At 60.9% G+C, this 20,020-nt stretch carries 22 protein-coding genes, 1 tRNA gene and 1 pseudogene; 6 read left to right on the top strand and 18 right to left on the bottom strand.

From position 1 onward, the window contains the following. From DL1_RS16055 to cysQ, 7 genes and pseudogenes are all read right to left on the bottom strand, one after another. Positions 1-230 (bottom strand): annotated as a pseudogene (locus DL1_RS16055) (DUF5927 domain-containing protein); the annotation flags it as partial. 13 nt (positions 231-243) lie between these two features. Continuing rightward, entirely contained in the window at positions 244-1,221 is a 978-nt protein-coding gene (locus DL1_RS16050) for a glycosyltransferase family 2 protein (protein ID WP_177195323.1), read from the bottom strand. Between the two features lie 203 nt (positions 1,222-1,424). Next, positions 1,425-2,453 (bottom strand): glycosyltransferase family 2 protein, encoded by a 1,029-nt coding sequence (locus DL1_RS16045; RefSeq protein WP_038068250.1) that lies wholly within the window; start codon positions 2,451-2,453, stop codon positions 1,425-1,427. A gap of 19 nt (positions 2,454-2,472) precedes the next feature. Next, complete coding sequence (gene galE, locus DL1_RS16040; protein WP_038068249.1) at positions 2,473-3,459, bottom strand: UDP-glucose 4-epimerase GalE; 987 nt, start codon at positions 3,457-3,459, stop codon at positions 2,473-2,475. A 3-nt stretch (positions 3,460-3,462) separates the two neighbouring features. Beyond that, complete coding sequence (gene galU, locus DL1_RS16035) at positions 3,463-4,359, bottom strand: UTP--glucose-1-phosphate uridylyltransferase GalU (RefSeq protein ID WP_038068248.1); 897 nt, start codon at positions 4,357-4,359, stop codon at positions 3,463-3,465. Positions 4,360-4,563: 204 nt separating this feature from the next. Beyond that, a complete protein-coding gene (locus DL1_RS16030; protein ID WP_038068247.1) occupies positions 4,564-5,364 on the bottom strand; it encodes a 3-deoxy-manno-octulosonate cytidylyltransferase in 801 nt (266 codons plus the stop codon). After that, on the bottom strand, positions 5,364-6,161 hold the full coding sequence (cysQ, locus tag DL1_RS16025) for a 3'(2'),5'-bisphosphate nucleotidase CysQ (RefSeq protein ID WP_038068246.1): 798 nt from the start codon (positions 6,159-6,161) through the stop codon (positions 5,364-5,366). Before cysQ ends, DL1_RS16030 begins: the two co-directional genes overlap by 1 nt. A 128-nt stretch (positions 6,162-6,289) precedes the next feature. On the opposite strand from cysQ, the gene DL1_RS16020 reads away from it, so the two are divergent. Then, positions 6,290-7,111, top strand: a complete 822-nt coding sequence (locus DL1_RS16020; protein WP_038068243.1) for an ABC transporter permease — start codon at positions 6,290-6,292, stop codon at positions 7,109-7,111. Between the two features lie 3 nt (positions 7,112-7,114). Here DL1_RS16020 and DL1_RS16015 read toward each other — a convergent pair whose 3' ends face one another. Then, on the bottom strand, positions 7,115-8,143 hold the full coding sequence (locus DL1_RS16015) for a LacI family DNA-binding transcriptional regulator (protein ID WP_038068242.1): 1,029 nt from the start codon (positions 8,141-8,143) through the stop codon (positions 7,115-7,117). Positions 8,144-8,406: 263 nt separating this feature from the next. On the opposite strand from DL1_RS16015, the gene DL1_RS16010 reads away from it, so the two are divergent. Beyond that, positions 8,407-8,483: transfer RNA gene (locus tag DL1_RS16010), tRNA-Arg, on the top strand. Positions 8,484-8,557: 74 nt separating this feature from the next. Here DL1_RS16010 and DL1_RS16005 read toward each other — a convergent pair. The 4 genes from DL1_RS16005 to DL1_RS15990 form a co-directional block, all read right to left on the bottom strand. Then, a complete protein-coding gene (locus DL1_RS16005; protein WP_038068241.1) occupies positions 8,558-9,802 on the bottom strand; it encodes a saccharopine dehydrogenase family protein in 1,245 nt (414 codons plus the stop codon). A gap of 49 nt (positions 9,803-9,851) precedes the next feature. After that, positions 9,852-10,946 (bottom strand): carboxynorspermidine decarboxylase, encoded by a 1,095-nt coding sequence (nspC, locus tag DL1_RS16000; RefSeq protein ID WP_038068240.1) that lies wholly within the window; start codon positions 10,944-10,946, stop codon positions 9,852-9,854. Between the two features lie 65 nt (positions 10,947-11,011). After that, complete coding sequence (locus DL1_RS15995) at positions 11,012-11,716, bottom strand: histidine kinase (RefSeq protein WP_038068238.1); 705 nt, start codon at positions 11,714-11,716, stop codon at positions 11,012-11,014. Beyond that, on the bottom strand, positions 11,688-11,969 hold the full coding sequence (locus DL1_RS15990; protein ID WP_038068236.1) for a hypothetical protein: 282 nt from the start codon (positions 11,967-11,969) through the stop codon (positions 11,688-11,690). Before DL1_RS15990 ends, DL1_RS15995 begins: the two co-directional genes overlap by 29 nt. Positions 11,970-12,137: 168 nt before the next feature. Here DL1_RS15990 and DL1_RS15985 point away from each other — a divergent pair, with 168 nt between their 5' ends. The 3 genes from DL1_RS15985 to DL1_RS15975 all read left to right on the top strand — a co-directional run bounded on the left by DL1_RS15985 (position 12,138) and on the right by DL1_RS15975 (position 14,493). Then, entirely contained in the window at positions 12,138-12,551 is a 414-nt protein-coding gene (locus DL1_RS15985) for a hypothetical protein (protein ID WP_038068234.1), read from the top strand. Positions 12,552-12,654: 103 nt separating this feature from the next. Beyond that, complete coding sequence (locus tag DL1_RS15980; protein ID WP_038068232.1) at positions 12,655-13,290, top strand: ribonuclease HII; 636 nt, start codon at positions 12,655-12,657, stop codon at positions 13,288-13,290. 99 nt (positions 13,291-13,389) lie between these two features. Continuing rightward, a complete protein-coding gene (locus DL1_RS15975; RefSeq protein WP_038068230.1) occupies positions 13,390-14,493 on the top strand; it encodes a site-specific DNA-methyltransferase in 1,104 nt (367 codons plus the stop codon). A gap of 204 nt (positions 14,494-14,697) precedes the next feature. Here the strand turns inward: DL1_RS15975 and DL1_RS15970 are convergent, their stop codons facing one another. The 4 genes from DL1_RS15970 to DL1_RS15955 are packed head-to-tail and all read right to left on the bottom strand — an operon-like array spanning position 14,698 to position 17,026. Beyond that, positions 14,698-15,138, bottom strand: a complete 441-nt coding sequence (locus tag DL1_RS15970; protein ID WP_038068227.1) for a MarR family winged helix-turn-helix transcriptional regulator — start codon at positions 15,136-15,138, stop codon at positions 14,698-14,700. After that, entirely contained in the window at positions 15,135-15,965 is an 831-nt protein-coding gene (locus DL1_RS15965; RefSeq protein WP_038068225.1) for a carbon-nitrogen hydrolase family protein, read from the bottom strand. Before DL1_RS15965 ends, DL1_RS15970 begins: the two co-directional genes overlap by 4 nt. A gap of 2 nt (positions 15,966-15,967) precedes the next feature. Beyond that, positions 15,968-16,225 (bottom strand): glutaredoxin 3, encoded by a 258-nt coding sequence (grxC, locus tag DL1_RS15960; RefSeq protein ID WP_038068223.1) that lies wholly within the window; start codon positions 16,223-16,225, stop codon positions 15,968-15,970. Positions 16,226-16,261: 36 nt separating this feature from the next. After that, a complete protein-coding gene (locus DL1_RS15955; protein WP_245739565.1) occupies positions 16,262-17,026 on the bottom strand; it encodes a ComF family protein in 765 nt (254 codons plus the stop codon). Between DL1_RS15955 and DL1_RS15950 the strand changes: the two genes are divergently transcribed. Further along, a complete protein-coding gene (locus DL1_RS15950; RefSeq protein ID WP_038068221.1) occupies positions 17,025-17,858 on the top strand; it encodes a methyltransferase domain-containing protein in 834 nt (277 codons plus the stop codon). The genes DL1_RS15955 and DL1_RS15950 overlap by 2 nt on opposite strands. On the opposite strand, the gene DL1_RS15945 is transcribed toward DL1_RS15950, so the two are convergent. Both DL1_RS15945 and otsB read right to left on the bottom strand, forming a co-directional pair. After that, positions 17,859-19,205 (bottom strand): alpha,alpha-trehalose-phosphate synthase (UDP-forming), encoded by a 1,347-nt coding sequence (locus tag DL1_RS15945; protein WP_038068219.1) that lies wholly within the window; start codon positions 19,203-19,205, stop codon positions 17,859-17,861. It lies immediately after the preceding gene. A 2-nt stretch (positions 19,206-19,207) separates the two neighbouring features. After that, entirely contained in the window at positions 19,208-19,948 is a 741-nt protein-coding gene (gene otsB / locus DL1_RS15940) for a trehalose-phosphatase (RefSeq protein WP_038068217.1), read from the bottom strand. Positions 19,949-20,020: the final 72 nt, after the last annotated feature.

Genomic DNA, 20,020 nt, shown 5'->3' with positions numbered 1-20,020 from the left:
GTTTGGCGGGCCGCCACAAGCGACCACGTGCCCCATTCGCATTTGTAGCGGCGCGAGAAGGAGACGTCTTCGAGGTCGGACAGGCTGTGACCGAGGGCGGCGAAGTCATGCGCGCTCACCCGGGCATCGACATGGATCACGACCGGCGCGCCGCTGCTGGCCCAGTACCGCGCGACTTGCGCGGCACGGTCCAGCGCCGTGTGGCACATCATGATGAAGCCGACCGTCACGCGCTTGCCCTCCCTAGGCCCAGTTTCCCTTGGACATCAGCCCGAGAATTTCGAGCTGTCGCCAGTTGATATATTTCTCCGACCACTTGCACCACAATTCGGGCTGTTGACCCATCGTTTGCGCATAGGCGCGGTATTCACGCGATTCCGCATAGTGCTGCTTGCGCGTCAGCTCTTCGTTGATCTTTGCGCTCAGCGGCGAGAGGAACTTTGCATGCATCAGGCAGCCCGAGACCATCTCCCCACCCCATGCGTCATAAGTGTGGTTCAAGCTGCGTGGCAATAGCATATGCGTTGACGAGGCATAGACGAAGCCGCGCTCCCATTTCACGAGCGGGATCTTGTTGAGCGATGGTGCTTTCAACGGATCCTCTTCGAAGAACATCCGTGCGCGCGGCCCGCCCTGAATCCACAGACTATGCATCAGATTGTTGCGCGAGATCATGTAGTTCCCGGAGTCGAACCAGCAGGCCAGATCGAACGGGTTTTGCCCCTCGCGATAGGGTACCGCATCGACCGGGCCCTTGGGATACATGTCCAGTAGCATCGCGGGGAAGGAGCGGATCGCGTAGGTGTCGAGCCAATCGGTCAGCGCATCAATCGGGCGGGTGTCGCAAAACGGATAGACGAAGAACTCATCCGGATCGACCGTCAGCGTCCAGTGCCCCGTGCCGTAAAGTCGCAGCAGCCAGTTGAGCCAATCCATCCCGAAATGCGAGGCCTTGTAGGAGGCCGTCGTCGTCCAGACCGAGCAATCGGGCTGCTCTGCGAGATATTCGCGCGATCCGTCATCCGACCCGTTATCGACAAAAAGGAAATGTCCGATCCCGAGATTGCGGTAATAGCGCAGGAAATACGGCAGGCGGACCCGTTCGTTGCGCAGCGTCGAGAAGACAAGGATACCTGAGGGCGCGATCCGATCCGTGCGGTCCGACACGATCGACAGCTCTCGTCTTTTGCGGAAGGCGCGAAACTGGCGCAACCTGCGCATACGGCGCAGCTTGATAAGCTCTCTCTTTCCCAATGCCCGCTCCCTTTACCGCTCTGGCGCAGTCTCGCCGAAATTGCTTTCCGGTCAATGAATGCACGCCTCTTCCAGCGCCAATGCCCCCTATCCGGCGCTTTTGGCTCTGAATTCTTCGGGTAAGATACTGTGAAGTTCCGCTAGCGTAAACCTTTGCAAGGGCTGCGCATTCAGTTCTCGCCGGGCCAGTCACCTGACTGCATCAGCCCCTTTGCAAGCAGATCTCGCGGCCCCCTATAGCGTGCGGAATTCGCATCGCGCAGATCGGGGTCGCGGATGATCTGGTCATAGTAATTGTTATAGTCGTCGCGATGGGTGAAATGCTCGCCGCGCCGCTTTTCCTCGGCTGCGCGTTCAAGCGCCCCTTCGAGGAATTTCGAGTGAAGCAAGACCCCGCTGGGCAGCCCTTTGCGCAGATCGAGCGCCGAATTAAGGCGGCGTGGGAGCGCGATATGGGTCGAACTGACATAGGCATAGCGCCACTGCCAGCGGATGAGTGGTAGTTTGTGCAAATGTGGCGCGTTCTCGGGGGCATCGGCAAAGAAGACCCGTTTGCGCGGCCCGCCCCGGATCGAGATATTTCCGAAGCGCGGCTGATATTCCCAGTCATAGCCTGTGGGATCGAAGAGCGGCAGGGCCAGCGTCGGATCACTTCCCGGTGCGGCGTGCGCGCTCGAGAGCGGCCCGTCGGGATACATGTCGAGCATGAGCGCGCCCATCGCAGGGGCATTTTGCGCATCAAGCCAATGGGTCAGTTCGGAGAGCGGGCGCTGATCGCTGTCCGGATAGACCAGCAGCTCATCGGCATCGACGGTCACGCACCAATGCCCGCGCCCGTGGCGCATCAAAAGCCAGTTGAGCCAATCCATCCCGAAGCGGCTGTCGCGATAGCTGGCGCGTGTGCTCCAAAGCGCGACATCCGGCTGGGCGCGCAGGTATTCGACAGTCGCATCCGTGCTGTCATTTTCGACGATCAGAAAGCGGTTCACGCCAAGACGCCGGTAATGCTTGAGGAAAAACGGCAGGCGCTGGGCCTCGTTGCGCATGGTTGCGAACAACAAGATATCATCGGGCGCAATGGCGGTATCAGGAGAGCAGATCTCGCGCAGGGCGTGGCGGCTGCGAATTGCGCGCCAAAGCAACCTGCGGCGTTTGAGGCGCAGCCCTAAGGCTGCGCGCAAATCTTTGATCGTGGTCATGCTCTACCCCTGTTGGGGCTCAGTATTCATACTCCGGCGCCTGATGCCAGCGCCACGCATCCGCGATCATCGTCGAAAGCTCGGAGCGTTTGGGCGCCCAGCCCAGCTCGCTCAAGGCGCGACGCGAACCCGAAACGAGGCTGGCGGCATCGCCCGCGCGGCGTTCGCCCTCGACAATCGGCACGTCGCGATTGGTGACCGAACGGGAGGCCGCGATGACTTCGCGCACCGAGAAGCCCTTGCCCGAGCCAAGGCAGAACACGGCATTGCCCTTCGCATCTTCAAGCCATTTGAGACCCAGCACATGCGCATCGACGAGATCCGAGACATGCACGTAATCGCGCACGCAGGTGCCGTCGGGCGTTGCATAATCCGAGCCGAACACCGTCAGTGCGGCCCGCTTGCCGTCAATCGCATCGAGCATCAGCGGGATCAGGTGGGTCTCGGGCACGTGCTGCTCGCCTACTTCCCCTTCGGGATCGGCGCCCGCCACGTTGAAGTAACGGAAGATCACCGAGTTCAGCCCGTGGCTCATCCCGAAATCGCGCAGCATATCCTCAATTGCACGTTTCGAGCCGCCATAGGCGTTGATCGGGCGTTGTGGCGTGTCCTCGTTCAGGATCACGCCGTCCTGATCGCCATAGGTGGCGCAGGTCGAGGAGAAGACGAAGTTCATGCAGTTCGCCGCAATCGCCGCCTCGATCAGGTTCAGCGCGTTCATCACGTTCTGAGACCAGTATTTCGAGGGGTTTGACATCGATTCGCCAACAAGGCTGAGCGCTGCAAAATGCATGACCGCAATCGGCTTATACTTGGCAAATACGGCGTCGAGACGCGCGCGGTCGCCCAGATCGCCCTCTTCGAGGGGTCCGAACTTCACCGCCTGTTTCCAGCCGGTGGAGAGATTATCGAAACACACGGGCGTATAGCCCGCCTGTTTCAGTGCTTTGCAGGCATGCGCGCCGATATAGCCCGCACCGCCCGTCACCAAAACATGTTGCGTCATAGGTTATTCGGCCGCCGTACGCATCGACATCACGTCGCCAAGGTATTCGCTGAACTCGTCCTGAAGATCGGGACGTTGCAGACCGAAAGCCACGGTCGCCTGCAAGAAGCCCGCCTTCGTGCCGCAATCGTAGCGCTGGCCGCGGAAGCGATAGCCATAGACCGGGTTGCCCTCTTCGATCTCTTGCGCGATCGCGTCGGTCAGCTGGATCTCACCGCCCGCACCCATCTTCATCGCGTTGAGGTTCTGCATGACCTTGGGGGTCAGGATGTAGCGACCGATCACGGCGAGGTTGGAGGGCGCATCTTCAGGGGCGGGTTTTTCAACCATGCCTTTGACGCGGACGCTGACTTCACCGCCGCTCGCGTCGCAATCGAGCACGCCATAGGACGACGTTTTCTCATGCGGGACTTCCATCGCGGCGACGATATTACCGCCGGTTTCTTCATAGGATTCCATCATCTGCTGGAGGCAGGGCTTTTCGGCGGCGATGACGTCATCGGTGAGGATCACGGCGAAGGGCTCGTCATGCACAAGGCGGCGCGCACACCAGACCGCGTGACCCAGACCCAGCGGTTTGTTCTGGCGGACATAGGCGATCGCGCCGGAATCCATGTTGGTCTTTTGCAGCTCGTCATAGAGCGCGGTCTTGTTTTTCTCGCGAAGCGCGGTTTCCAGCTCAGGGGCCGTGTCGAAATAGTCCTCGAGTGCTGATTTGCCGCGCGAGGTGACGAAAATGAACTCTTCGATCCCGGCCGCACGCGCTTCATCAATCGCGTATTGAATGAGCGGGCGGTCTACCAAGGTCAGAATCTCTTTCGGAATCGACTTAGTGGCGGGCAGGAAGCGGGTTCCGAGGCCGGCAACCGGGAAGATTGCCTTCGTAACCTTGCTTTTCATTGGGCACCTATATGTTGGTAAGCGCGGCGGGGCCGCATTCATTGATATTATATTGAGGGCAAATCAAAGGAGGGACAAGTTACGCAGGGGACGGCTTTCCAGAGCTTTGCCACAAACAAGCTGTTTTTAGCCTATAATTGCGACAAATGCACAAAAACGGGACAGGTATTCAAAGCAGATTAGACAAAAATACGGGGAATCGCGCTATGCGAGCGCCATTTCGGCCATCATCGTTTCGAGCCGAGATACATCAGAGGGATTATTCAATTCCCAGAACTGACGGCCCCGCGCGTCGACCTCGACACAGAGCACAGCCCGGTCATTTTCCAAGAACCGTAGCTGCTCGAGCCCTTCGAGCCCTTCGAGCGGTCCGGTCGGCCAATGCGGATAGGCTGCCAGCGTGTCGGGCCGGTAGGCATAGACGCCGACATGATGGAAAACGGGCGTCGGCTCGTCGGGCTGATAGCTTTTTGCAGTAAAGGGCACGACTTCCTTGGAGAAATAGAGCGCCTTGTTGCCAGTGCCGAAGACGGCGGTGGTGCCGCCGACGCGCCCGTGATGGCGGTCCTCTTGCAGGCTGGCGAGCATCGCTCCTTCGCAGCGCAGCACCGGCGTTGCGAGTTCCGCCCAGTCATTGGCGCGCAGCCCCGCCACCAGATCTTCGATGAACCACGCGGGCGTCAGCGGCGCATCGCCTTGCAGGTTGACGATAATGTCGTAGTCACTCTCCAGCCGGGCCGCCGCTTCTGCGCAGCGCTCCGTGCCGTTACGACAGGCCTCCGAGGTCATCACGACCTCGGCGCCAAACCCCTCGGCCGCAGTGCGGATCCGATCGTCATCGGTGGCCACGACAACCCGGTCGACACCTGTGACCGATATCGCCGCCTCCCAGCTGCGCTGGATCAGGGTTTTCGATTGTCCGGACGCCCCGGTCAGTGCGACCAGAGGCTTTCCCGGATAGCGGGTCGACGCGTAGCGCGCCGGGATCACGATCAGGACCGACATCACTTCACCAGCAGCACGCCGGGGGCGTAGGCAATGAAGAAGGGGTTTTCAAAGCCGGATTTGCCATAGGTGAAAGCGGTGTGATCATCAAAGCGGATCACCTCGCCACCCGCACCGCGCAACACGGCATCGCCCGCAGCCGTGTCCCATTCCATGGTGCGGCCAAGCCGGGGGTAAAGATCGGCCTCGCCGGTCGCGACAAGGCAAAACTTCAGCGACGAGCCCGCCGATTTCATGTCAACCACAGCATATTGCCCGATATAGTTGTCGGTCGCCTCATCGCGATGCGATTTCGAGGCCACGACCCGCAATGCGCGGTTGTCGGGAACCGAGACCGAGATCGGCTCGCGCTTGCCCGGGGCCTCCTTGTCGAAGGTCGGGCCGGCCTCTTCGACCGAGCGGCCATCGGCCAACGTGTAGAACAGGCGCTGTTTCGCGGGCGCGTAGACGACGCCGCGCAGCGGTTTGCCGTCTTTGACATAGGCGATATTCACGGTGAAATCGCCCCGGCGTTTCACGAATTCCTTCGTCCCATCGAGCGGATCGACGATCAGGAAGGTCGAGACCGTCTGCGTATGCGAGGCGGCCTGCTCCTCGGTGACCAGCGCGATATCTGGAAATTCCGCGCGCAAGCCTGCTGAAATCAGCGCATCCGCTGCCTCGTCGGCCTCGGTGACCGGCGAGTTGTCAGATTTGGTTTTCACGTCGAAATCGGGGGCATTGTAGATTTCCATGATCTTATCGCCCGCCTCCAATGCGAGGCGGCGCATGACGCGCGTCAGATGTTCGAAATCCATCACATCTCCGTTCCGGCCCAATTCTGGCCCAATTGCTATGACTATCCATCCCCCTTATGATGCGCTGGCAAGGGAACGGCAAGGTTTCCGCTTTAGCGTGCCCGTGCAGGCAGCCAGGATGGCAAGGTATGTTCAAGGCAGAACGCAGCAACTCGACGCTCGGATCAACTTTCAGCCTGCTGGAACTGATTTATCACGCGACCGTGCGACAGCTACGCAAGTCGCATGGCAACGCTTTGGTCGGCCTGATCCTGAACATGTTTCAGACCATGCTTCTGGTGCTGACCTTCTACATCATGTTCTCGGTGCTCGGCATGCGCGGCAACGCGATCCGAGGGGATTTCCTTCTCTATATCATGAGCGGGATTTTTCTGTTCATGACCCATACCAAGGCGATGGCGGCGGTGTTTGGAGCGGAGGGGCCGACCTCGCAAATGATGAAACACGCGCCGATGACGACCGCGGTCGCAATCGCGGCGGCGGCGCTCAGCTCGCTCTATATTCAGCTTTTGTCGATGTTCGTGGTGCTGTTCGTCTACCACACGGCCTTTACCCAGTTCGTGATCTACGACTGGGTCGGGGCGCTCGCGATGGTGTTCTTGTCGTGGTTCACGGGCTGCGCGATTGGTCTGGTGCTGTTCGCGGCCAAGCCTTGGGCGCCCGATATCATCGGCGTGGTCCAGCAGGTCTATTCCCGTGCCAATATGATTGCCTCAGGCAAGATGTTTCTGGCCAATAACCTGCCGCACAAGATGCTGGTCCTATTCAACTGGAACCCGCTGTTTCACACGATTGACCAGGCGCGCGGCTATACGTTCATCAACTACACACCGCATTTCTCGAACTGGCATTACCCGCTTTATGTCGGGCTGGCACTGGTGATGATCGGTCTAATGGGCGAGTTCTACACGCGGCAATATGCCTCGATCAGCTGGGGCGCGCGGCGCTGAGGCCTAGCGCTTGCGGATCGTGTCGCCGGGTTCAAGCACCGGTTCCAGCTCGATTACCTCGCCGCCGATCTGACCGCTTTGCGAGCGTCCCGCCACGATCTGGGCCGCCTTGCGCCCGATCTCGCCCCGGCAGGCATCCATCGTGGCTAGGCGCTGTGAGAAACCGTGCAGCAATTCGAGCCCGTTGAACCCGGCCAGACCGATCTTGCCGGGAACATCCAGCCCGGCGTCGGTGCAATAGAGCATGCCGCCCGCGCCGATCATGTCGTTTGAATAATAGAGAAAATCGAGATCGGGCGTGCGTTTGAGCATCGCTTCCGTCATCTCGCGCCCCTTGGCCAGCGCCGAGCCGCCCGCGTAGAACTCGGTATCGGCCAGCGTGATCCCATGCTGCGCAAGCCCTTCGCAGAAGCCTTCGTAGCGTTTGCGCGCGCGGTGGTCCTCGGGCATTTTGGTGCCAAGAAAACCGATCCGGCGATAGCCTGCGGCCACGATTGCCTCGGCCATGTGCAGCCCGGCCCTGCGATGCGAAATGCCGACGACGGAATCGACGCCATTGCCGTCCACATCCATGATCTCGACCACCGGAATGCCTGCGTTCTCAAGCATCGCGCGGGCGGCAGGCGTGTGCTCGATCCCTGCGATGATCACGCCGGAAGGCCGCCAGGAGAGCATCTCATACAAGACCTGCTCTTCTTTCTCGGGCTTGTAATTGGTGACGCCGACCACCGGCTGCAGCCCGGTATCCTCCAGCTCATCCGAGATTTTCGACAGCACCGTGGGAAAGACCAGATTCGACAGCGACGGGATGATGACCGCCACCAGATTGACCCGCTGCGACGCCAGCGCGCCCGCAATCTTATTGGGCACATAGCCCAGAGCCTTGGCGGCGCGCAGAACCTTCTCACGCGTGGTGTCCGAGACATCGCCGCGATTGCGCAGCACGCGGCTGACAGTCATCTCAGAGACGCCCGAGGCCTCGGAAACATCGCGCAAAGTCAGGGGTCGACGGAGATCTGTGGGGCGGGACACGCTTTCATCCTTCTGGTTTTAAGACCCTTGTTAGCGCCAAACATTTCCCTTGCGCAAGGAAATGATGCGCGCTATGTTAGCGTTAACAGTTGTCAGGAAAGAGCAATCTGACCCGGTAGCTGAGATAACTTGCTCCGCGTGTAGACTCCGATCGCGGGCGTAAGTGCAAAAAGGGGAAGCGGTGGGCCAATACGCTTCCCCTTTTCATTTTTCCCAACCGAGACTTGCACGAATGCCGCTTTGACGGCATCAAGGGCCACAGTGGTCCCGTGGCTCAACTGGATAGAGCAGCCCCCTCCTAAGGGGCAGGTTATTGGTTCGAATCCAATCGGGATCACCAGCTTTCAAATCCGAGACCGGGACGAAAAAGGCCCGCGCTGGGCGGGCCCTTGTGGTGTGCTCTGACCTGTGGGGTCAGGCGTTCCAAGCTTTGTCTTCGCCGCCCAGACCGCCGATCTGCATCCGTGTGGGCAGACCAAGCCGGTCGAGAACGGTGAAGAAGGGTTTGGGGTCAAGCTCTTCGACGTTTTTCATCGTCTTGGTGTCCCACTCGCCCTGCGCGATCAGAATTGCGGCGGCAACCGGGGGCACGCCCGCCGTGTAGGAGATGCCCTGCGAGCCGACCTCTTCATAGGCTTCTTTGTGATCGGCGACGTTATAGACGAAAATCTCGACCTCTTCGCCATCCTTGGTGCCGCGCACCAGATCGCCGATGCAGGTCTTGCCGGTATAGTCGGGCGCCAGTGACGACGGATCGGGCAGCACGGCCTTCACCACTTTCAGCGGAACGACCTCTTGGCCCTCGGCCAGTTTCACCGGCTGCTCGGACAGCAGGCCGAGATTTTTCAGCACGGTGAACACGTTGATATAGTGATCGCCAAAGCCCATCCAGAAGCGCACATCAGCCTGCGGGTAGTTGGTGGCCAGCGAATGCACCTCGTCATGGCCCGACTGATAGGCCTTCGAGGGGCCCACGACCGGCAGGTCCCAGGTCTTGCCGCTCTCGAACATCGAGAGCTCTTTCCACGTCTGGTCTTCCCAGTAATAGACCGTACCGGTGAATTCGCGGAAGTTGATCTCGGGGTCGAAATTCGTGGCGAAATATTTGCCATGCGAGCCTGCATTGATATCGACGATATCGATCGATTTCACCTCATCCATCCGGTCGATGGCAAAGCGCGCATAGGCATTGACGACGCCCGGATCGAACCCCGCACCAAGGATCGCGGTCACGCCTTTTTCCGCGCAGAGATCGCGCTTCTTCCACTCGTAGTTTCCGTACCACGGCGGGGCCTCGCAGATCTTGTCGGGCTCTTCATGGATCGCGGTGTCGATATAGGCGGCCCCGGTCTCGATACAGGCATCGAGCACGTATTTGTTCACGAACGCAGAGCCCACATTGATCACGATCCCCGCATCCGTTTCGCGGATCAGGGCGGCGGTCGCGGCCACATCCATCGCATCGAGCGCATGGGCCTCGAATGTGCCCTTTTCCTTCATCGCGTCTTTCTCATGCACGCTGTCGATGATCGCGTCACATTTCGACTTGGTGCGCGAGGCAATATGCAGATCGCCGAAGAGATCATTATTCTGCGCGCATTTATGCGCGACGACCTGGGCGACGCCGCCCGCTCCGATGATAAGCACATTCTGTTTCACTTCGGCTGTCTCCTTTATGTTGCGACAGGGGAAGGGGGCGCGACGACCCTCAGGACAATGAGGCGCGATAATCCTCATAGGTGAAGTCTTTGACCCGCTCGATCGTTCCATCGGTGCGGCGGATCGCAATGGCGGGCATTGCCACACCGTTGAACCAGTTCTTTTTGACCATTGTGTAACCGGCAGCGTCCGAAATCGAAATCCGGTCGCCAATCTGCAAGGGCGCGTCAAAGCGCGCGTCGCCAAAAATATCCCCCGCAAGGCAGGTCTTGCCCGCGATCTGATAGGCGTGATCGCCCGATTGCGGCAGCTTCGCGGTCTCGCGATAGATCAGCAGATCGAGCATATGCGCCTCGATTGAGCTGTCGACGATCGCGATTTTCTTGCCGTTGTCGAGAATGTCGAGCACCGAGACTTCGAGGCTCGCGCTCTGGGTGATCGAGGCCTCGCCGGGCTCCAGATAGACCTGCACGCCGAACGCATCGGCAAACCGCTTGAGCCGGTCGGCCAGCGCGTCGAGCGGGTAATCCTCGCCGGTGAAATGGATGCCGCCGCCAAGGCTCACCCAGTCGAGACGTTTGAGGATATCGCCAAACTCCGCTTCGATCCGCGAAAGCTGCTGGTCGAACAGGGCAAAGTCGCCATTCTCGCAATTGTAGTGGATCATCACGCCTGAGATGCGATCCAGCGCCGATTCCAACCGGTTCAGATCCCATTCGCCCAAGCGCGAGAAGGGCCGTGCGGGATCGGCCAAATCGAAGCCAGAGGTCGAGAACCGGGGGTTGAGCCGCAGCCCGCGCTCGATATGCGCGGCCTTGTCGCCGAAGCGCTCAAGTTGGCTGAGCGAGTTGAAGATGATCTTGTCGGCATAGGAAATCGCTTCATCGATCTCATCGTCCGACCATGCCACGGAATAGGCATGGGTCTCTTTGCCGAATTTCTCGTGCCCCAGATGCAGCTCGAACAGCGAGCTGGAGGTCGTGCCGTCGAGGTAAGGCTTCATCGTATCGAACGCCGACCATGTCGCGAAGCACTTCAGCGCCAGCAAGGCTTTGGCGCCCGAGCGCTCACGCAGATGCGCAATCTTGCGCATGTTCTCAAGAAGGCGCGTCTCGTCGATCAGGTAGAACGGCGTGTCGGACATGGCTTCCTCCGCGAACTGGGACAGGCCCGCGATATAGGATGCATGGCCTGCAGGCGCAACCGCGCTCAATCCACGCGGATTGCCTCTTTGGCGACGCTCAGTGCGTAGCCTTTGCGGGAAATGTTGCGCACCAGAAGCTCGGTCACGAGCTGATTTCCCAGAGAATCGCGCAACCGTTTGATCCGGGTGGCCCCGGCGGCCTCTTCGCAATCGGACTCGTCGCGCCCCGAGATCATCGCCTCGATCTGCACCCCGGTGAGAATGTCGTCATCCATCCGCGCCTCGGCCAGAACCGACAGTGTCTCAATCGCCGATGGCGTCAGCGAAAAGCCCATATCGTTGAGGATCACCGCATTCTCGCTGCGCAGGATGCGCAAGGATTGCACCTCAATCCCGGCGCGGCGGATCTCGTTCATGCGCCGGTTCAGCCCGATGATCAAAAGCAGAAAGACAAGGCTCGCGATCAGCAGGGCGGCGGCGAAGATCAGCAGGATGAAGATGATCACCCGGTAGCTTGCGAGCACATCCGAAAACGCGGTGCCCGATTGCGCGAGCACTTCGAGCAGCTTGATTTCAGCCTGCGAGGTGAGGTTGTCGTTTTGCACGAAGATCTGTTCGACCCGCGCGTTGAACGCATTCGCATCGGGCAGATTTATGAACAGCAAGACCGCCGCCACCGCGAGAATCGCGACAACAGCTGCAATGCCGCCCAACACCGCCCGCGACCCAAGCCGTAAGCTGTCAGTAACGGAGGTAGTACTGTCCGGCACTGGCTTTCCTTTGCGCTAAGCCCTCTGGCCCGAATGTGGAGAGAACCGTGAGCAAGGTCCAGCCCGCGGCGTTCAGCCTCGGCGCCAATTCGCGCGCCGCGGCCTGCTTGTTGCATGCGCCATCGGAAACCTGCGCCACCCCGTATTGGAGCTGCAACGGGTCCCCGCGCTTGGCCTTGTAATCGGCATAACACGCGGCCTGCGCTGCGTTCGCCATGCCGATGAAGGCGATTATGAGGAGAAGCTTTTTCATGACCTCACGCTGCGCTGATCCGCGATGTTATTCAATATCCAAAGGGCATTGGCAGGTCTGATATCTCATAACATTGCCGCGTTATTGCCTGTCCGAGGGGGTCGGCCCCAAGTTGAACTCATCGTTTTACCGCGGCCCGTCCGGGTCGCCCCACAGGAAGGACTGACCATGTCTGTCAAAACCAAACTTACCGCTCTGATCACCGCCTCGGCGCTTGTGCTGGGCACGCTCTCTGTAACCGCGAGCCCCGCCGCAGCGCTGGGCCAGAAAGATCGTCAGGCGCTGACGGTGATCCTCGGCGTCGGGGCGGCGGCCCTGCTTCTTGATCAGGCGAGTCGCAACCGCGATCACCGCGTCGAGCGGCCTCGGGTTGTGGCACGCCCCCATGACGGCAATCGCTACACCCCGCCCAACCGTTGGAACGATCGGGACCGCCATGGCCGGTATGATAACCGTGGCCGCTATTCCCAGATCGCGATCCCGGCGCGCTGCACCCGCATGATCCAAACCCGCCATGGCTGGCAAGAGGTGGTGAAAACCGAGTGCCTCGACCGCCACGGGCGCTACGTCGGACGGCGCTAAACCTTGCGGCAGGCGCGGGCCACACGCGCCGTCGAGCAGTGCGGAAGCCTTCGGGCTTCCGTTTTTCGTTGATCGCCCCTGTGATCCGGGGCATTTCGGGACGATGATACAGGGCCCTGATTTTTCCTTTGAGCTGGCCGCACATGCGCGTGGCCTCACTTCCATCGCGGGCGTCGACGAGGTCGGGCGCGGCCCGCTTTGTGGTCCGGTCACAGCCGCGGCCGTGATTCTTGATCCGCACAACATTCCCGACGGTCTCAACGATTCGAAAAAGCTCAGCGCCGCGCGCCGGGCGGTTCTGGCCGAGCAAATCATCGCCCATGCGCAGGTCAGCGTGGCCCATGCCAGCGTCGAAGAGATCGACGAGATCAACATCCTGCAAGCCTCGCATCTTGCAATGTGTCGTGCGATCGCGGGGCTGTCGGTGCGGCCTGATCATGTGCTCGTCGATGGCAACCGCATCCCGCGCGATCTTGAGATCTCCGCCGAGGCGGTGGTGAAGGGCGATGCGCGGTCCGTCTCGATTGCGGCAGCCTCGATCCTCGCCAAACAGGCCCGCGATTTGCTGATGGTGGATTTGGCGCAACAGTATCCGGGCTATGGCTGGGAACGAAACGCAGGCTACCCAACGCGTGATCACCTGCAAGCGCTCCTAGATTTGGGAGTTACTCCCGTTCATAGACGTTCCTTCCGTCCCGTCCACAATATCTTGTGCCAAGCGAAATCTATAAGTAGTTGATTCAAAAAAGAAATTGACGGCGAATCGCCTTTGACTCATCTTGGAGGCCATAGATCGGCGCAAAAGCCGACGACCCGAGGCGGGCAGAAAGAGGCGAAAATGACGAATACCAAAGCAACGGCGGCGCATCAGGCGCTGCCCCTGAACCAAATTCTTGACGGTGACTGTGTGGAGGCGATGAATGCGCTTCCCGAGAACAGTGTCGATCTGATTTTCGCCGATCCGCCTTACAATCTGCAATTGCGCGGCGATCTGCATCGTCCCGACAATTCCAAAGTGGATGCGGTTGATGATGCGTGGGACCAGTTCGGCTCCTTTGCGCATTACGACAGCTTCACCCGCGCCTGGCTGTCCGCCGCGCGCCGGGTCCTTAAGCCCAACGGGGCGATCTGGGTGATCGGCTCGTATCACAACGTGTTTCGCATGGGCGCCGAGCTGCAGAACCAAGGGTTCTGGATCCTCAATGATGTGGTCTGGCGCAAATCGAACCCGATGCCGAATTTCCGCGGCAAGCGTCTGACCAATGCCCATGAGACGATGATCTGGGCCTCCAAATCGGAAGGCGCGAAATACACCTTCAACTACGAAGCGCTCAAATCGCTGAACGAAGGCATTCAGATGCGCTCGGATTGGGTCATCCCGATTTGCAACGGCGGTGAGCGGCTCAAGGATGACAAGGGCGATAAGGCCCATCCGACGCAAAAGCCCGAGGCGCTGCTGCACCGCATCCTCGTGGGGACGACCAACCCGGGGGATGTCGTGCTCGATCCGTTCTTTGGTACTGGCACGACCGGGGCTGTGGCCAAGATGCTGGGGCGCGATTTCATCGGGATCGAACGCGAGGAGGCCTATCGCGTGGTTGCCAAGCGGCGTCTGGCGAAGATCCGCAAATATGACAAAGAGGCGCTGGAGGTCTCGACCTCGAAACGCTCAGAGCCGCGGGTGCCTTTCGGTCAGCTCGTGGAGCGCGGCATGCTGCGCCCGGGCGAAGAGCTGTTCTCGATGAATGGCCGTCACAAGGTGAAGGTGCGTGCCGATGGCACCTTGATCGGCGATGACGTCAAAGGCTCGATCCATCAGGTCGGAGCGCATCTTGAGGGCGCGCCCTCGTGCAATGGCTGGACCTACTGGACCTTCAAGCGCGATGGCAAGCAAGTCCCGATCGATCTGCTGCGCCAGCAGATCCGCGCCGAGATGAACTAAACGCTCAGCACAGAAATCAAAAATGGTTCCCGCCGGTGCCCGTGGCTTGCCCACGGTGCACAGCCTTGCCCCGCCGTGTTCATCGGCGGGGTCTTTTATTGAGAAATCGTGAGGGGCTCTGTCCCCCATTGTGCCGGAAGGCGACAAATCTATTAAAAGACGGGCGCTGCCCCTCGGGATATTTTTGTCAAGAGGAAGGGGGATTTAGCTTTTGCCGAGGCGTTCTCGCAGCTCGCGCAGCACCGGCAGGGCGGCACGAACTCTCTCGGGGCCCAGATCGCGTACGATGCTTCCGATGATCGGCATCAGGGACGCGAGCGCTGCGTCGCGCGCGCGGCGTCCCGAGGGGGAGAGCGAGATCCATTTGCGCCGCGCATCGTCCCAGTCGGGCCGGATATGGACATGCCCGGCCCATTCCAGCTTGGCCAGCGTATTGGTCATCGCCCCGCGGGTGACATGCAGCGATTCGGCGAGCTGGGCCGGGGTACGCTCTTCGTTGATATGGGCGAGCAGATTGAGAACCGAGAAATGTGAGATCTCCATGCCTTTGGGCAGCGCACGACTGACAACGCTGCGGGCGAGCTGGTCGGCCATGAACACTTCGGCGAAAAGGGCCGCGGCAAGGGGATTTCTGTCTTGGGTCACGGGGCGTCGAAGCTCCTGTCGTGAAACAGTGAGCGCAGGCGCAGACGTGTTGCCTCGACCTCGTCGACATTGATATCGACAAGGCTCACGCCCGGTTCATCGCCACCATCGACCAGCACGTCGCCCCATGGGCTGACGGCCAGAGAATGGCCCCAAGTCTTACGGGGGCAACCCTGATGAGCGCCATGGGTGCCGCATTGCGCCGGCGCGAGCACAAAGCAGGTATTCTCGATCGCACGCGCCCGCACCAGCGTTTCCCAATGGGCCTTGCCAGTGCGTTGGGTGAAGGCCGACGGGATTGTCAGGATCGAGGCACCCGCCTGCGCAAGCTGGCGGTAGAGCTGAGGGAAGCGCAGGTCGTAGCAGACCGACATGCCGATCTGACCATAAATCGAGGGTGCCAGCACCGCCGCCTTGCCCGGACGATAGCCTTCGGATTCGCGGTAGCGTTCGGTATCCGAGACATCGAGGTCGAACATGAAGATCTTGTCATACCATGCGTTGATTTGCCCCTTGCGGCCGATCAGGAAAGAGCGGTTGGCAAAGCGCCCGTCATCGTCGCTGGTCTTCAGGCAAAGCGACCCGATCAGGATGTAGACGCCAAGTTTCTCGGCCTCGGCGCGGATCGCGGCCAGAGTCGGATCGGTATGTTCGTGGTGCAGAACGGTGCGCTGATAGGCCCGGTCCGACGAGATTAGATTGGTGCATTCCGGGGTTGCGATGAATTGCGCACCGGCGGCAGCGGCTTCGCGAATGAAGTCGAGCGTGACCGGAAGATTTTTCACCGGGTCGTCGGTCGAGGAAAGCTGAACCAGAGCCGCTTTCATGATCACACCGCCAGCATCGTATCGAGTTTGCCGGACTGATCGAGCGCGTGCAGCTCGTCGCAGCCGCCGATTCCCTTACCGTCGATGAAAATCTGCGGGACGGTGCGTCGGCCCTGAGCGCGCTCCATCATCTTGGCGCGCAGATGCGGGTCGGCCCCGACATCGGTCTCCTCGTAGGAAACGCCCTTTTGCTCCAGCAGGCGCTTGGCCATGATGCAAAACGGGCAAGTCCGGGTGGTGTAGATTTCGACGCGTTTCATGGGGCACCCCTTTCAATTCGGCCTGACTATAGGGATTTAGGGCGCCTTCGCAACGCGTGCCAGTGTGATGACGTCAACCCGGTCAGCGCCAGCTTGCATGGCAGCGCCCGTGGCGGCGGTGAGCGTCGCCCCCGAGGTCATCACATCGTCCACGATTAACACCGGTCGGCCAAGCAATTGCGGGGCGCGCGCGGGGGTGACGCGGATCGCATCGGCGAGATTGGCGATGCGCGCGGCGCGATCGCGCCCCTTTTGGCTCGTGGTATTGCGGGTGCGCTCAAACAGATCGACGCAATACGTCTGGCCGCAGATCCGCGCGATCCCCTGAGAGAGCAGCGCCGATTGGTTGTAGCGCCGCCGCAGCAGGCGCCAGCGATGCAGCGGCACTGGCGCAATCACCGTCTCGGGCGTCAAAAGCGGCTGTGCTGCGCGCGCCATCCATGCCGCGAAAGGGCGTGCGAGATCCAATCGGTCGGAATGTTTGAAGCCCAGCACCAGCTCGCGACCGATACCGGAATACATCATCACCGTGCGCCCGCGTGCCCAGGGCCTGGGATGGGCGAGGCACTCGTCACAGAGCACGGCTTGCCCATCATCATTGCCCGGCAGCGGCACGCCGCAGCCATCGCAGCTCACACCGCTGGCGAAGGTGATTTGCTCCCAGCAGTCGCGGCACAGGCCGAAATCCGAGCCGACCTCTTCTCCGCAGGCAATACAGCGCGGCGGAAAAACGGCATGTAAGGCCCGCATCTTGCCTGATAGGATCTGTCTGCGAAGCGCAGCAATACCGGAGCCGATCATGGATACCTCGCCTCTTCTTACGGACCGCGCCGCCCTGATGCGGCAACGTGCCCGAGCCGCGCGCGCACCCGAGATGTTCTTGCACGAGGATGCGAGCGTCGAGCTTGATGAAAGACTCCAAGAGGTTAAGAGAACCTTTACGTCTCCCGCATTGATTGCAGCTTTTCCCGATCCGTGGCGCGCCGTGCTGCCCGGCGCGAAATGCGTTCTGGATACGGATATTCTCGATCTCGAGCCCGGCGCGCATGATCTGGTGGTGCATGCGATGGGGCTGCATTGGGCGAATGATCCGGTGGGGCAGATGGTGCAGGCCGCGCAGGCGCTCAAACCCGATGGGCTGTTTCTGGGCGTTATGTTTGGCGGGCAGACGCTCAATGAGCTGCGCGCAGCGCTGGCGCAGGCCGAGGCGTCGATCACCGGCGGGCTGAGCGCGCGCGTGTTGCCGATGGGCGAGATCCGCGATCTGGGCGCGTTGCTCGGGCGTGCGGGATTCGCGCTGCCGGTGGCCGATACGGTGACGCGCAAGGTGACCTACGAGACCCCGCTTCGGCTGCTCAGTGATTTGCGGGCGATGGGCGAGACCAATGCGCTGGCCGCCCGTCCGCGCCATTTCAGCCGCCGTGACGTGATGGCTGAGGCGCTGCGGATCTATTCCGAGGCATATCGCGAGGCCGATGGTCGCGTGCGCGCCACGTTCGAGATGGTCTGGCTGACCGGCTGGAAGCCCCATGCGGGCCAGCAAAAACCGCTGCGTCCGGGTTCGGCGGCCCATCGGCTGGCTGATGCGCTGGGCACGTTCGAGATACCGGCGGGCGATAAGCCCGGGCGCTGATCAGCCCAGCATCGCAAGGAAGCTTTTCGACCACCAATGCACGTCTTGGGTGGTCAGCCCGTCCATCAAAGCGTGGTAGCGCTCGCGCCGTTCCTGACGCGACATCAACAGCGCGGTGAGCATTGTCGTGGCCATCTGCTCGGTGTCGTGCGGATTGACGATCAGCGCCTGCCCCATCTGCTCGGCGGCGCCGGCAAATTGCGACAGGATCAAAACGCCCGGATCGTCGGGGTTCTGGGCTGCGATATATTCCTTGGCGACAAGGTTCATCCCATCCATCAGCGGCGTCACCAGCGCGACCTGAGAGGCGCGGTAGAGCCCCGCCAGAACTTCGCGCGGAACGGAGCGGTTGATGAAACGGATCGGCGCCCATTGGATATCGGCGAACGTGCCGTTGATCTGGCCCGAGAGATACTCGGTCTCCTCGCGGATATCGTCATAGGCCTGCACCCCTTCGCGGGTCGGGGGCGAGATCTGGATCAATGAGACATGGCGGTGCCAGTCTTCGTGACGCGCGAGGAATTCACCAAAGGCCCGGAAGCGCTGGGGCACACCCTTGGAGTAATCCAGCCGGTCGACGCCGATCATCAGGCTGCGATTGGGTTTGACGATGCCATCGGGCAATTCCTCGATCTGGCGCTCGGCCAGCTCTTTGAACTCCCCCGCGTCGATTGAGATCGGGAAGGCCTCGATCCGGCACTGGCGCGGCGAGAGATGCATGAAATTGCCGCCCAGATCCGAGCCGCCGCCAATCTCGACCATCGAGGCAAGGCAGGCCCGCACATCGCGCTCGGCCTGCAAGCCGATCAGGTCGAAATTCGACAGCCACTGGCAGATTTCGCGGCCATTAGGCAGCGCCTGCATCGAGATCGGGCCGGGGAAGGGCGTGTGCAGGAAAAACCCGATCGGGCTTTGCACCCCCAGCACCCGCAATTCATAGGCCAAAGGCAGGAAATGGAAATCATGCACCCAGATCCGGTCATCGGGCTGGATGATCGGCGCGAGCATCTTGGCCAGACGACGGTTCACCCGCTTATAGGTGTTGAGATATTCCTGATGGATCTCCATCAGATCGGTGCGGCCATGAAACAGCGGCCAGAGAACGGAATTGGAATAGCCCGCGTAGTAATTCTCCTGCTCTTCCTCGGTCAGATCGAAGCACAGGCGCTTGAAAGGGCCGCCCTCGATCTCGCGCAGCGTGGCATCGGGCAGATCGGTGGTCTCGCCCGAGGTGCCGATCCACAGCCCGCCGGTTTCCTCCAGCACATCCCCCAGCGCCACCACGAGGCCGCCCGAAGGGTTGGCCCCGGTGGGGATACGGTTCGACAGGCAGATCAGGCGTCCCATTCTTAGTCCTCTCGTGCGGATGCGAGCCAGTCGCGCATCTGTTGCGGTGCGTCGAGGCGAAAGCGTGCCGCACTCTCGCCCGCGCCGATCTTGATCCCGTAGCCGCCATGGGCCTCGGCCCAGGCGAGCGCAGGCTCATCGGTGGTGTCGTCGCCAGCATAGACGGGGGCACGGTCGCGAAACGCGGGCAGGGCGCTTAACAGGGCAAGAGCGCCATCCTTTGAATAGCCATCGGGACGCAGCTCATAGGCCATTTTCGCGGGCTGAACCGCAAAGCCGGGATAGCGGTGCGCCAGATCTTGCACGAAGGCCTCGGCCTGCGCTTGCCGCTCGGGATGGGCGCGGAAATGCACAGCCCCGCCATGGCTTTTGTCTTCGTACAAAAGCCCCTGATCGCTTGCAAATTGCGCAAGCTCGCCTTGAAGCGCCTCAAGCCCGTCGGGCATCTGCTCCATCGGGGCGGTCATGCCCCGAGCCTCGGCGCCGTGGCTGCCCACCATCGGCCCGTCATAGCCCGCCAGAAACCGAGTCAGCTCGCGCAGGGACCGGCCCGAGACAATGGCCAGAGCGCCGCCCAACCTTTCGCTGAGATCGGTCAGCAGCTGTGGCAGATCCGCCGGGACCTGCACGGCATCGGGTGTTGGGGCGATTTCGAGCAAACAGCCGTCGAAATCGAGGAAAAGCGCGTCCTTTTGCGGATCAAGCGCGGGCGGGGCCGGTTTCGTACCGGCGAAATCATCCATTGTCATGGTCTGAACGTAAGAGATCCTGTCGCGATTGAATAGGTCGCATTGACCTGATCGGGAAACCCGTTA

This window comes from Thioclava dalianensis, assembly GCF_000715505.1.
Lineage (GTDB): Bacteria > Pseudomonadota > Alphaproteobacteria > Rhodobacterales > Rhodobacteraceae > Thioclava > Thioclava dalianensis.
Note: the sequence above shows the minus strand (reverse complement) of the source record. Positions and strands in the feature narration are given on the sequence as shown.

Bases quoted from the DNA above. Each gene is read 5' to 3' on its own strand.
- DL1_RS16045 (WP_038068250.1), bottom strand. From the start codon at position 2,453: ATGACCACGATCAAAGATTTGCGCGCAGCCTTAGGGCTGCGCCTCAAA.
- DL1_RS15985 (WP_038068234.1), top strand. From the start codon at position 12,138: ATGTCTGTCAAAACCAAACTTACCGCTCTGATCACCGCCTCGGCGCTT.
- otsB (WP_038068217.1), bottom strand. From the start codon at position 19,948: ATGGATGATTTCGCCGGTACGAAACCGGCCCCGCCCGCGCTTGATCCG.
- DL1_RS15945 (WP_038068219.1), bottom strand. From the start codon at position 19,205: ATGGGACGCCTGATCTGCCTGTCGAACCGTATCCCCACCGGGGCCAAC.
- DL1_RS15955 (WP_245739565.1), bottom strand. From the start codon at position 17,026: ATGATCGGCTCCGGTATTGCTGCGCTTCGCAGACAGATCCTATCAGGC.
- DL1_RS16030 (WP_038068247.1), bottom strand. From the start codon at position 5,364: ATGTCGGTCCTGATCGTGATCCCGGCGCGCTACGCGTCGACCCGCTAT.
- DL1_RS15980 (WP_038068232.1), top strand. From the start codon at position 12,655: ATGATACAGGGCCCTGATTTTTCCTTTGAGCTGGCCGCACATGCGCGT.
- DL1_RS16020 (WP_038068243.1), top strand. From the start codon at position 6,290: ATGTTCAAGGCAGAACGCAGCAACTCGACGCTCGGATCAACTTTCAGC.
- nspC (WP_038068240.1), bottom strand. From the start codon at position 10,946: ATGTCCGACACGCCGTTCTACCTGATCGACGAGACGCGCCTTCTTGAG.
- DL1_RS15975 (WP_038068230.1), top strand. From the start codon at position 13,390: ATGACGAATACCAAAGCAACGGCGGCGCATCAGGCGCTGCCCCTGAAC.
- DL1_RS15965 (WP_038068225.1), bottom strand. From the start codon at position 15,965: ATGAAAGCGGCTCTGGTTCAGCTTTCCTCGACCGACGACCCGGTGAAA.
- galU (WP_038068248.1), bottom strand. From the start codon at position 4,359: ATGAAAAGCAAGGTTACGAAGGCAATCTTCCCGGTTGCCGGCCTCGGA.
- galE (WP_038068249.1), bottom strand. From the start codon at position 3,459: ATGACGCAACATGTTTTGGTGACGGGCGGTGCGGGCTATATCGGCGCG.
- DL1_RS15990 (WP_038068236.1), bottom strand. From the start codon at position 11,969: ATGAAAAAGCTTCTCCTCATAATCGCCTTCATCGGCATGGCGAACGCA.
- cysQ (WP_038068246.1), bottom strand. From the start codon at position 6,161: ATGGATTTCGAACATCTGACGCGCGTCATGCGCCGCCTCGCATTGGAG.
- DL1_RS16050 (WP_177195323.1), bottom strand. From the start codon at position 1,221: ATGCGCAGGTTGCGCCAGTTTCGCGCCTTCCGCAAAAGACGAGAGCTG.
- DL1_RS15950 (WP_038068221.1), top strand. From the start codon at position 17,025: ATGGATACCTCGCCTCTTCTTACGGACCGCGCCGCCCTGATGCGGCAA.
- grxC (WP_038068223.1), bottom strand. From the start codon at position 16,225: ATGAAACGCGTCGAAATCTACACCACCCGGACTTGCCCGTTTTGCATC.